Source organism: Pantoea sp. GM01, assembly GCF_000282675.1.
Lineage (GTDB): Bacteria > Pseudomonadota > Gammaproteobacteria > Enterobacterales > Enterobacteriaceae > Pantoea > Pantoea nemavictus.
Genome location: NZ_AKIU01000092.1, coordinates 1 through 12,419, shown reverse-complemented (window position 1 = coordinate 12,419; position 12,419 = coordinate 1). Strand labels below are relative to the sequence as shown.

The 12,419-nt window shown below is 54.3% G+C and carries 5 protein-coding genes and 1 pseudogene; 2 read left to right on the top strand and 4 right to left on the bottom strand.

Features of this window, described 5'->3' with window-relative positions; all coding sequences use genetic code 11:
• Positions 1–12 precede the first annotated feature (12 nt).
• The 3 genes from PMI17_RS25600 to PMI17_RS23645 form a co-directional block, all read right to left on the bottom strand.
• Positions 13–1,683 (bottom strand): hypothetical protein, encoded by a 1,671-nt coding sequence (locus PMI17_RS25600; RefSeq protein WP_007893705.1) that lies wholly within the window; start codon positions 1,681–1,683, stop codon positions 13–15.
• An 81-nt stretch (positions 1,684–1,764) separates the two neighbouring features.
• On the bottom strand, positions 1,765–8,505 hold the full coding sequence (locus tag PMI17_RS23650) for a hypothetical protein (RefSeq protein ID WP_007893704.1): 6,741 nt from the start codon (positions 8,503–8,505) through the stop codon (positions 1,765–1,767).
• A 648-nt stretch (positions 8,506–9,153) separates the two neighbouring features.
• Positions 9,154–9,474 (bottom strand): hypothetical protein, encoded by a 321-nt coding sequence (locus PMI17_RS23645; protein ID WP_007893703.1) that lies wholly within the window; start codon positions 9,472–9,474, stop codon positions 9,154–9,156.
• A 361-nt stretch (positions 9,475–9,835) separates the two neighbouring features.
• Here PMI17_RS23645 and PMI17_RS23640 point away from each other — a divergent pair, with 361 nt between their 5' ends.
• Positions 9,836–11,014, top strand: a complete 1,179-nt coding sequence (locus PMI17_RS23640; RefSeq protein WP_007893698.1) for an MFS transporter — start codon at positions 9,836–9,838, stop codon at positions 11,012–11,014.
• A 110-nt stretch (positions 11,015–11,124) separates the two neighbouring features.
• Positions 11,125–12,231, top strand: coding sequence for an alkene reductase (locus tag PMI17_RS23635; RefSeq protein ID WP_007893697.1), 1,107 nt, complete (start codon positions 11,125–11,127; stop codon positions 12,229–12,231).
• On the opposite strand, the pseudogene PMI17_RS23630 reads toward PMI17_RS23635, so the two are convergent.
• Positions 12,232–12,419 (bottom strand): annotated as a pseudogene (locus tag PMI17_RS23630) (LysR family transcriptional regulator); the annotation flags it as partial.

Here is a 12,419-nt window from a genome sequence, read left to right as displayed (position 1 = left end):
AGCGAGTGTTGCTTACAGCTGAGACAGCGCGTTTTGCTCTTCCAGCTGATCAACCCACTGCACGTTGAGCGGTGCGAACTCACTGTTCACACCTTCCATCACCGAGCTATAAGCCATATCCGCCGGGCTGATAGTCAGTTCAACACGTGCGTCCTCTGCCTGCGCTGCCATCAGCAGCGCATCGGCGTCAGCCAGCAGCAGCGCAGGCTCAGCCTGCATCAGCAAACTGCTGAAGGCATTCTTGCTGAAGGTGAAGCTTTCACTGTAGGCATCGCCCACTTTGATCATCAGGCTGTTAACACCATCGGGGAAGGTGGCAGGCGTGCCCCACTTACCATAGATGTTGGTATCGGCGCGGCCGTAAAACTCGCCGTTGAGATAGATCTCGACGGTGGTGCCAGGTTGCGCAGTGCCATTAATCACAAAGCTGGTGGCCGCGGTAGCGCCGCCATCGGCAACGATGCCATTGGTGCTGAAGAGCGTATCAATGCTGAGATCGGCCGATGGGCCGGTGCCAGGCACTGGCGTTGGGGCTGGCGCTGGAGTCGGTTCTGGCGTCGGCTCAGGCGTTGGGGCTGGCGTTGGCTCAGGGGTCGGTTCCGGGGTAGGCTCCGGTGTTACCACCGAAGATGGCTGCACATCGATAGTGAATGGCTTACTGAACTGGCCGCGTGAAGCGATTTTCAGCTCGTTAATGCCCGTTGCCAGCGTTGGCTCGTAGCTCCATTTGCCCTCTGCATCAGCGGTGATCATGGCAATTTCACGACCATTCACATACAGCTGCACGATGGCACCGGGCACCAGCGTGGTGCCGGAGATCAGTACGCTGTTGCCATCGGTGCTGCCATCAGCCGGGATGCTGGCTTTGTCGCCGCCCAGATTGTTGACCGCAGTGATTGCCACTGCAGGCGCAGGCGTAGGTTCCGGTGCTGGCGTTGGCTCTGGCGTTGGCTCTGGCGTTGGCTCTGGCGTAGGTTCCGGCGTTGGCGCAGGTGCGACCGGTGTACCGGCAGGTTGCACATCAACAGTAAAGGCTGGGCTCCATTGACCACGTGAAACCACCTTCAGTTCATTGTTGCCGTTGGTCAGGTTAGCGTCATAGCTCCATTTGCCTTCGGCGTCGGCGGTAACCATCGCAATCTCGCGACCATTAGCGAACAGCTGCACGGTGGCGTTAGGCTGAGCATTGCCAGAGATACGCACGCTGTTGCCATCGGTTGCGCCACCCGCTGGCACTGCTGCCTGCTCGCCGCTGAGGTTATTGATGCCGGTAATGGCTAAACCGGTTGGGGTTGGGGCAGGCGGCGTCACGGGATCAGGCGTGACAATCGGACCCGGGCCAGGCGTCGGTTCTGGCGTTGGCTCAGGTCGTGCCGGTTCAGCGGGTTTCATCCAGACGACAAAGCTGTCACTGGTCTGGCCCTGAGACATCACGCTGAACTCTTGCGCGCCCATATTAAGCGGCATGGTCGGGGTGTAGGTCCAGTTGCCGGAGGTATCAGCATCAACGACGCCAATAAAACGCCCATGCGCATAGATAAACACCATGCTATTCGGCGCAGCAGTGCCGTTCAGTTTTGGCGTGGTATCGTGGGAAGTGCCTAAAAATGAGATGGATTTTTCCACGTCGCCGCTGTTGTCCAGCACGGAGGTAATGGTGGGTTTTACAAAGTGTGTGGTCATAAAGTTCCCTTTCGAGATAAGTCGAGCCGTCGGCTCAGGAGAAAGCACGCCCCGCAGGGCGTGCTGGTATAACGAAGATGATTAGCCTTGCGTCAGTGACTGATGCTCGTCTAACAGTTCGATGCTGAGTAGCGGGTTGGCCACCATGTCGCTGGACAGCGCATCGTGCAGTGAAGAGTGCGCCATATCCGCTTCGCTGATGGTCAATGCCACGAAGCTATCCTGATCATCGTTCTCCGTTTGCGCAGCGAACAGCATCGCGTCGCCATCGGCCAGCAGCGATGAGATTTCAGGCCAAGGCGCATCGTCTGAGGTTTTGATGTTCAGAACCAAGCTATCGCTGGATTTACCATCCTCATCGCGCGCAACGAAGCTGTGAGTGCCTGGCTGCAACGGTGTCTCAATGTTAATGATCCAGGATCCGTTCCAGTTACTGGTGGTAGTCGCAATCAGCTGATTGTTCTGGTCATACAGTGAAATCAGCTTGTTAGGATTGCTGCCGCCGTGGAACGAAGGCATAGCATCATCAATGAAGCTGCCAGAAGGACGAACACCACGATAATCACCCACATCGTCATAGGCGATCATGCTCGGCGCAGGATCCAGATCGCGGATATTGACGGTGAACGTACTGCCCGAATTCCCGTACTCATTGGCTGCTGAGAAGTCCCATTGGCCCGGTGACAGCGGTTCGTCCGGCGTAAAGCGCCAGTCGCCCTTGCTGTTGGTACGAGTGCTACCAACCACATTATTGTCGCCATCCAGAATGGTGATGATAACGTTCGGGCGAGCTCCGCCACCGTACAGTTCCGGCTGTGCGTCATCGGTCCAGCTGCCGCTGTTCACCAGCCATGGCATGGTGCCGACGCTGTCGTACGCCGATGTGATGTAAGGAACATTGAGGTACTGCTCAATGTTCTCTGGCTCCTCGATCGGGAACGCTGGCTGCTCTGGTTGTTCCGGCTGTGCTGGCTCTGCCAGATCCGGAATATAGTTGAAGTAAAATGCCTCGCTCCATTGACTTCTGGAGACGGCAAAGTAGGTATTTTCACCGACCAGGGCAGAGACGGTATGGCTCCAGTTCCCGTTGGCATCTGCCGTGATTCTGATGGGCAGGCTTGAGTGGGAATCATAAATCTCAACCGTTGCGCCAGGCTGTGCGATACCGTGCAGAACGAGTTCCGCATCACCGGCTGCACCCCCGTTCTCATGCATCTCACCATCCGCGAATAGCCCGGTGATCACCGGCGCATCTTCCAGCGTCAGGTAGAAGTTCTCGCTGGCCACGCCGTTTTCCACCACATAGATCTCGTTGCGACCTGGATTGAGGTTGATATCGACCTGCCAGATACCCGACATATCCGCCTGCGCACTGCCCAGGTGTTGTCCGCCCACGTACACCTGAATAATGGCGTTCGGCGCAGAAACACCGCGCAATTGCGGGATGGCATCATCGGTGAAAGCATTGTTTTGTAATTGCCACGCAACGCCCTGGTCATCCTGTGCAATGAGGATCTGCGGTGCCGGTGAACCCTGAACGGTAACCGCGACCGCCTCGCTAAACTGACCATCAAGACCGATTCTCAGGCTGTTTTCACCATCAAACAGCGCGGTGCTTACAATCCAGTCTCCCGTGCTCGCAACTTCGATTGTGGTCACTAGCTGATCGTTGAGATACAGCGTGATCACTGAACCGGCCGGCGCCTTACCGCTGAATACTGACTGACGTTCAGCGGTGGTGGTATTACCGTCGCTCAGTTCGTTGTGATAAACGATGCTCAACTCAGGGTCGACAGGGTCCACGGGTTCGACAGGGACAACTTCAGGTTGATAGGTCAGTTCAAATACGTCGCTCTCTGCGCCATTTGATTTAACCATGATGCGGTTAACGCCTTCGCTCAGCCGTGGGGTGAAGTGCCAGATGCCATTTCTGTCGGCATAAATGGCATCAATCATGGCATCGTTAACCCACAGCTGAACTCGCATGTAGGGTTCCGCACGTCCACTGATATACGGGGTGGAACTTTGCGTAGTATCACCACTTTCAACGCGGGTATCGTTGTCGGCAAAGATTGACCAGATTACAGGTGCTGGCGTGGTTGCTGGACCTTCAAAGGGCTGATAGTCAATGACAAAAGGTTCGCTCGAGACACCGCGTGATACGACAACAATGTTGTTCTGACCCTCAGTCAACGTCGCCCAATAACCCCATCTACCATACTGGTCGGCTTGCTGAGTATCTACCAGCCGATCGTTATTCCAGATTTCGAAATAGGCAAACGGCCGACCGAAATTGCCCATAATTTGCACAGTATCGTCATTGGTGGTGTCACCATTTTGCAAATTACCTGGGTTGTACTCATCAGCATATACGGACCAGATCTCAGGTACCGGCAAATTCAACGCTGGCACGTTAACCAATACCGGCTCGCTCTGCTGATCGCCAACGCGCACGGTCAGCACGTTGTCGCCTAACTGGAGATCAATAGCTTTATGCCATTCACCTTGTCCATTGGTAAGCGCGATACCTATTTCAGTATCACCCAACCAGATCTGCACCCATTGATTTGCTGGCCCTTTACCGAACAAGCGCACCTCAGCGCTGTCTGGTGAGGCATTTGGCTCAAGGATTTGGCCAGTGGCGAGATCACGAATCCCGGTGATAGCCAGCTCAGGTTCTACCGGTTCGACCGGCACCACCAGTGGCTCATAGATAACCTCAAAGGGCTCGCTGGTCACACCCATCGACTTCACCACGATCTGGTTCAGACCCTCTTCCAGCGTTGGGGTGTAGCGCCATTCGCCGTAGCGGTTGGCATTCACGGTGCGCACCAGGCGATCGTTGATCCAGATCTCTACCAGCATAGCAGCGCCGGCAATCCCACTCAGCTGCGGAGTTGCGTCTTGCGTAGTGTCGCCTGACAGGATCGGGCCTGCGCCATTTTCATCGGCGAGCAGCTCAGTGATTTCCAGCGCCGGCGGTGGCGGGTTCTGGGTAGTGATGATGACCGCTTCACTCTGATTGCCAGCGTGTCTCACGGTAATACTATTTTCACCTTCCAGCAGATAGATTGGTGTACTCCAGCTACCGTCGCTGCCGCTGTAAACATTGTTCACCAGTTGGTCGCCGATCCAGATCTGCACAATGGTACCGCGAGGACCGGTTCCGCTGAGGATCACATTGCGGCCGGTAATGGTGCCGTGCGGATCGACGGGGTTGCCTGTCAGGATATCCTGCATCTGGGTGATTGCCAGTGCGGGCTGCTCAGGAACAGCTGGCGGGGCATAGTGAATATCGAAAGGTTCGCTGGAAACACCCTGCGATTTCACCACGATCTGGTTGCGACCTTCACGCAGCGTGAGGTGATAAGACCAGTTGCCGAAATTGTCCGCCTGAACGGTATCGATGCGTCGGCCATGCAGCCAGATCTCCACCTCAGCGAAGCCGCCGACGTTATTACCACGAATGTATGGCGTGGCGTCATCGGTGCTGTCACCGTTGGCAATAAAGCCAAAGTTGTTTTCGTCAGCCCAGACAGAGGTAATGACCGGTACTGGCGGGGCTGGCGGGGCATAGTGAATATCGAAAGGTTCGCTGGAAACACCCTGCGATTTCACCACGATCTGGTTGCGACCTTCATGCAGCGTGAGGTGATAAGACCAGTTGCCGAAATTGTCCGCCTGAACGGTATCGATGCGTCGGCCATGCAGCCAGATTTCTACCTCAGCAAAACTGCCGACGTTGTTACCACGGATATATGGCGTGGCATCATCGGTGCTGTCACCGTTACCAATCTGACCATGGCTGTTTTCGTCAGCCCAGACAGAGGTAATGACCGGTACTGGCGGGGCTGGCGGGGCATAGTGAATATCGTAAGGTTCGCTGGAAACACCCTGCGACTTCACTACGATCTGGTTGCGACCTTCACCCAGCGTGAGGTTATAAGACCAGTTGCCGAAATTATCCGCCTGAACGGTATCGATGCGTCGGCCATGCTGCCAGATTTCCACCTCAGCAAAACTGCCGACGTTATTACCACGCATGAACAGTGTGTCGTCATCAGTGGTGTCACCATGAGCAATCTCACCATAGGTATTGTCGTCAGCCCAGACAGAGGTAATGACCGGTACCAGCGGGGCAGGTGGTGCATAGTGAATATCGAAAGGCTCGCTGGCGATTCCGCCGGCTTTTACCACGATCTGATTTAAGCCTTCGCTCAACGTCGGCGAATATGACCAAAAGCCTACATTGTTTGCCTGGGTTGTGGTTACGAAGCGGCCATTGATCCAGATTTCAACCTCAGCGAATGGACCGGCATTAATGCCTCGAAGTTGCGGCGTTGCGTCATCGGTGTTGCCACCATTAACGATCTGACCATGACTGTGTTCGTCAGCCCAGACGTTGACGATGGCTGGTGCTGGCGTGGCTGCGGGATCATAGTGAATCTCGAAGATCTCACTGGCGATGCCCTGCGTTTTAACCACGATTTGGTTCAGCCCTTCACGCAGCGTCGGCGTGTACGACCAACTGCCGTTGACGCTGGCAGCGGTGGTATCGACCAGTTGACCATTCAGCCAGATTTCTACCGAGGCATACTTGCCGGCGCGGCCACTGATGACCGGAGTAGCATCATCGGTGGTACCACCGTTAACAATTTGGCCGTAATTGTTTTCATCTGCCCAGACGGTGTGAATTTCGGGTGGTGTCAGGCTGGCGGCGGGGGCATTCACCACCCATGGTGCGCTGCTGGCGTTTTCAGAGCGCAGCGTCAGGCTGTTTTCGCCCGGCAGCAGGTCAACAAAATAGGTCCAGTTGCCCTGGGCGTTAGGGATAACGTCGGTAATGAACTTATCACCCGACCAGAGCGACAGCATAGCGCCAGCAGGACCGGTGCCGCTAATGCGCACCTGCTGACCGGAGAGGGATCCGTTCTCATCAATCACCTCAAAGGTGTTGCCATCAAGGATCAGTCTGATTGCCAACTCAACTTCGGCGGCAGGCGTATAGTTGACCTCAAAGATTTCACTGGCAACGCCCTGAGATTTCACCTGGAACTGGTTCAGGCCTTCGCTCAGCGTTGGTGAGTAGGTCCAGTCACCTGCACGGTTCGCCATAATGGTATCGATGTGCTGACCGTTCAGCCAGATTTCAACTAACTCATAACGGCCAACATTCACGCCATGAATTTGCGGAGTAGCATCATCGGTGTTGCCACCGTTCTCAATATTGCCGTAGGTGTTTTCATCGGCCCAGACTGCGGCGATTTCCGGTACTGGCAGGGCAGGTGCAGTGACAGTGATGGTCACTGGCTCACTCTGCTGGCCTGGTATGCGCAAGGTAATCGCGTTCTCACCGTAAGGCAGCGTCAGAACGGTTTGCCAGGCTCCGGTGCGACCTGCTGGCACGCTTTTAATAAAGGTGTCACCCGACCAGATCTCAATCAAGCGCGAGGCTGGACCAACACCGCTGAGGCGAATCTCGGTGCTGCTCGTGGAGCCATTTGGATCGATAACGTCACCGGTCATAAAATCGCTGATGCGCAAAATCGACAGTAGGTCATCAGCAGGCGGGGCAGGTGGCGCGTAATGCACTTCTACCGTTTCACTGGCGACGCCCTGAGTAACCAGGTGAATACGATTCATGCCTTCCGCCAGGGTTGGCGAGTAGTGCCAGTTGCCAAAATCGTTGGCCTGGAAGGTATCCACATGCTGGCCATTCACCCAGACTTCGACCATCGCATTACGGCCTGCGATGCCGGACATTTGCGGCGTGTTGTCGTCGGTGTTTCCGCCCTTTTCAATTTGGCCCATGGTATTTTCGTCAGCCCAAATGTGCTGAATTTCAGGGGTTACCGGTACTGGAGCAGGGACAGTGATCATTACTGCTTCGCTGCGCTCGGTGCCGCTACGCACGGTCAGTTCATGACTGCCCGGCGGAATGGTCAGCATCTGGCTCCAGTTGCCGTTCATGTCCGTAAAGACATAACCGATGAACTGGTTGCCGGCGTAGGCCATAAAGCGCTGATCGGCTGGGCCGGTACCGCTTAGCTGCACACTATTACTGGTCGCGGCGCCGTTCGGGTCAATCTGTTCACCGCTCATCACATCACGCATAAACGTAATAGCCAGATCCGGCGCAACGGGTTCAACCGGCTCAGCAGCCGGCTGATAGAACACTTCCCACGGCTCGCTCTCTTCGCCGTTGGTGATCACGGTAATAACGTTGCGGCCTTCCTGTAGAGGCAGGTTCAGCGACCAGTTATTGAAGTCATTGGCAACGGTGGAAGTGACTTCCTCACCGTTAATCAGCACTTTCACTTCTGAACCGGCCAGCGCGTAGCCACGTACGATAGGATCGGCATCGCTGGTGGTGGCAGCTTGATCAATGAATTCCCACGCATAGCTCACTTCGTCGTCATAAATTTCGTGAATAATCGGACGCGTTTCGATGGGGGCTTCAGTGCGGGTAAAGTTAAAGCTATCGCTAAGGTCGGTTAATGGAATAGCGACTTTGATTTCAATATCGCCCACACGCGGCAAGTGGTGCGAAACCCAATTCCCCTCTCTGTCAGCGCGAACCTGGAAGCGCGTTTCATTGACATAAATGAAGAAAATCTCATTAGGAAGGGCAGTACCACGTACGGTGAATAAAACACCATCGGAGGTGCCGTTTTCTGTAACTACATCGTTATTGTCACCGTTCATTACAGTGACACTATCGATGCGGATAAAACGCTCACCTTCATTCAGAGGCGTCATGTTGTTTAGCGGCAGTGCACTATTTAACTGATGGGTTAAATCGCGATCTTTATTATTGTTCAATCCATTCATCCTTTTTACGGGGATTAACTATTACACGCTGTGCCGTGGCCGGTTCCTTGCGTGCAGACTAAAATCCCCGGCATTATCGAATAGCTAATTTCAATTCCAACAAGATGGGTCTTTGTTTGATGTTTGAGTGATTCAAGTAATTGATACATATGGTTATATTGGCGTGATAGGTATAACTACGTAAATATGGCCGTAGTTAACAAATATAATTAATGATTGGTTGTTTTGGCGGGTATTCCTGGTGTTGATCAGCCATATCCTGGTTTGATCGTTTAGTGGCTTAAAACGATATAAAAAAGATGTTTGTGTGTCTTTTTTTTAATTAAAAGAATGCGTTTTTGATGCGCAATTTAGCAGTCTTGTCTTCTTGTCTTTACTAATTTAAATAAATGTAAATGGCCGGCATAATAAAATGATGGCTTAAATCAGTAAATGTTATGTATTGACAGGTATTTCGGATGGGAGCCATTACGTCTTGCGTAAGATGTCACTTGCGGATATTCGTCGTCACTTGGCTATGGGGCATTCTTAACAAACCTGGTAAATAATCAGAAAACTCATTAAGAGTTCTGCCGACGCGCGGAAGTCAATATGCGGGGCGGGCAATCAGTGCGGTGCCCACCCTTTTAAAGATCAACGTTAATCAGCATCCAGCGACAGTGACGATGACAAATCACGCAGCGCGTTAGCCTGTTCACCCAGTGATTTGGCTTTAGCTTCGAAGGTTTCAACTGCATCCGCGCCGGCCGCGAAACGCGCTGGCGGGTTCTCAAGCCCGGCAAGCTTAATAAGGGCCTCGGCTAATTTTTCCGGGTCGCCACCTTGTTTACCGTTCATGCCACGCCAGGCTGATTTTGTTGCCTGGGTTTCTGCGGCGTAGTCAGGGATGGACAATTCCGCATATTGGGTTGAGTCATCAGAAAGCAGTTCGGTGCGGAAGAATCCGGGCTCAACCAGCATGCTGTTAATGCCAAACTGGTGAAGCTTTGCTCGCGCGCAACGGCGATAAAAGCCTGATAATCGCTGATATTCTTCCGGCGCATTGATAACCCTGTTTTGTTAATCAGCGCTAAATATACCATTTAATAATTCTATTGAGCGTGCTGATATTATTGATGGCTATGAATTAAAGCGTCATCACCCGATAAGTAACGTTATTGAAGAATTTATGTCCCCTCTGTAACGCCAGTACGCCTATTTCCCCGTTTGTGAAAGTCCGCGATGATGCGCCTCCGTTACGTTCCGGCCATAACGCATTGAGGTTACGTCCAGCCATTTGGCTTGCCTTTTTTCATTTGCAGTTCTTCCACAAGGGTATGTTATGCAAAATAAAAGCTCACTGCTTTTACTCGCGCTGTCTGTCGCCGTTTTCGGCGTGATCACCACCGAAATCGCCATCATTGGCCTGTTACCAAAACTGGTCTCACAGCTGCACGTGACGCCCACGCAGGTCGGCTTCCTCGTCAGTATTTATGCCATTATTGTGGCCATCACCGGACCGTTTATTACCCTGATGCTGTCAGGTTTTAATAAGAAAACGGTGCTGCTGAGCATTCTGGTGGTGTTCATTATTTCCAACCTGATCTATGCCACCACCGACGTGTTTAATCTGATGCTGCTATTTCGCATTCTGCCGGCGCTGGCGCATGCGGTTTTCTTCGCCGTTGCGCTGGTGGTGGCCGCCAGCTCGGTGCCGAAAGAAAAAGCCGCTGGCGCAGCTGCCAAGGTATTTGCCGGGGTGGCGATCGGTCTGGTGCTGGGCGTTCCGCTGAGTTCACTCATTGCAGATCATCTTTCGCTGGCGGCCGCGTTCTACTTCGGCGCCGCTGCCTGCGTGGTGGCTTTCGTTGGCGTCCTGCTTTTCATGCCTTCAATGCCGGCGAAACATAAAGTGTCTTATGCCAGCCAGATTTCCGTGCTGCGCAATGGCAAGCTGTGGCTGACCATCTCCACCGTTACGCTGGTGTTTGCCGCGATGTTCTCCGGCTTCAGCTACGTTGCTGATTATCTGGCGCGAGTGACGCATCTCAGCAATAACGCCATCAGCGCAATGCTCATCCTGTTTGGCCTGTGTGGTTTCACCGGTAACTTTGTCTTCAGCAGCTTGCTGCAGAAAAACGTGGTGAAAACCACACATGTCTATCCGCTGCTTTACACGCTGGTTTTCCTGCTGGTGTGGTTGCTGGGCTTTTCGCCGCTGGCGATGTGTCTGCTGACCGTATTCTGGGGTGCATTTCACTCGTCCGGGCTGGTGGTCAGCCAGACCTGGCTGATGCGTGAAGCCAGCGAGGCGCCAGAGTTCGCCAACAGCCTGTACATGTCATTTTCTAACCTGGGGATCACGCTTGGCTCGCTGACGGGTGGATGGTTTATTGCCCGCCTCGGTACCCATTCTGTGGTGCTCAGCAGCGTGATTTTTGCTCTGCTGGCGTTCGCCAGCATCGTCATCAAGCACCGCGCTGATGTGAAAACGACACCTGTAGCGCAAGAGCTGGCGTAAGCATAGCCGCATTAATGTAGAACTTATGGAACATCTGTTCGGAACAGACAGGTGTTCCCTAACCTGCTCACGGCACCCATCATGGAGGTGTCTACTGAAAGGAGCAAAATATGGACAAATTGTTTACCTCATACCCGCTCGGTGACATCACGCTGAACAATCGGGTGGTGATGGCACCGATGACACGTTCACGGGCAAGGGCGGGAGATACCGCTGACGAGCTGACGGCGAAGTACTATCAGCAGCGGGCCTCGGCGGGCCTCATTATCACCGAAGGGGCGCAGATCTCCGTGCAGGGTCAGGGCTATCTCTTCACGCCGGGCATTTATAATGACGAACAGGTGAAGGGCTGGGAAAAAACCACCCGTGCCGTGCACGCGGCGGGCGGCAGGATTTACCTGCAGCTCTGGCACGTGGGGCGCATCTCTCATACCAGCCTGCAGCAGGATGGCCAGCTCCCCGTCAGCGCTGTTGCCGTCAGGGCAGAAAATTCAACCTGCTATGCGCGCGATGAGCAGGGAAATGCCGGTCCGGTGCAAGTGTCTTCGCCGCGTGCGCTGACCCCGGCAGAAATCAGCGCTGTGGTTCAGGACTACGTCAACGCGGCAAAAAATGCCATCCGCGCGGGCTTTGACGGCGTTGAAATTCATGCCGCCAACGGCTATTTGCTGGAGCAGTTCATTAACGGCGGACTGAACACCCGAACCGATGAGTACGGCGGCCCGCAGCATGAAAACCGTCTGCGCTTCGTGCTTGAGGTAACCGACGCGGTATCGCAGGCCATTGGCGCAGATAAAACCGGCATCCGGCTGGCACCTTTTGGTCGCCTGTTTGATATGCACGCCTTTCCGGGTGAAGAGGAGACCTGGCTGCTGCTGGCTAAAAAACTCAGCAGCCGTTCTCTGGCCTATGTGCACCTCAGCGATCAGCAGACGCTGGGTGAGCAGGCCATCCCCGCCGGTTTCATTGAGAAATTCCGCGCCGCCTATGACGGCACGCTGATCATCGCCGGCGGCTTTGATAAGGCGCTTGCCGAAAGCTACCTGCAGCAGGGCAAGGCCGATCTGATTGCATTCGGGCGGCCTTATATTGCCAACCCGGATCTGGTGGAAAGGATGGCGAACGGCTGGCCACTGAGTGAAGTCAACCGGGCTACGATGTACGGTGGTTCGGAAGAGGGCTATACCGACTATCCTGCGTACCAGGAACTCGCCTGATCAGTCGAGCGCGCCGTCTTCTGCCGCCTGAACCAGCGTGTCCACGACATAGCGGATTTTAGGCAGCAGCTGACGGCTTTTTGGCCAGAGCGCGCTGATGGGCATCTCTCCGCCGGAGTGGCCCGGCAGAACTTCCTGCAGTTCGCCGCTTGCCAGATAGTCACCGACCAGCCATATCGGCAGGGGCG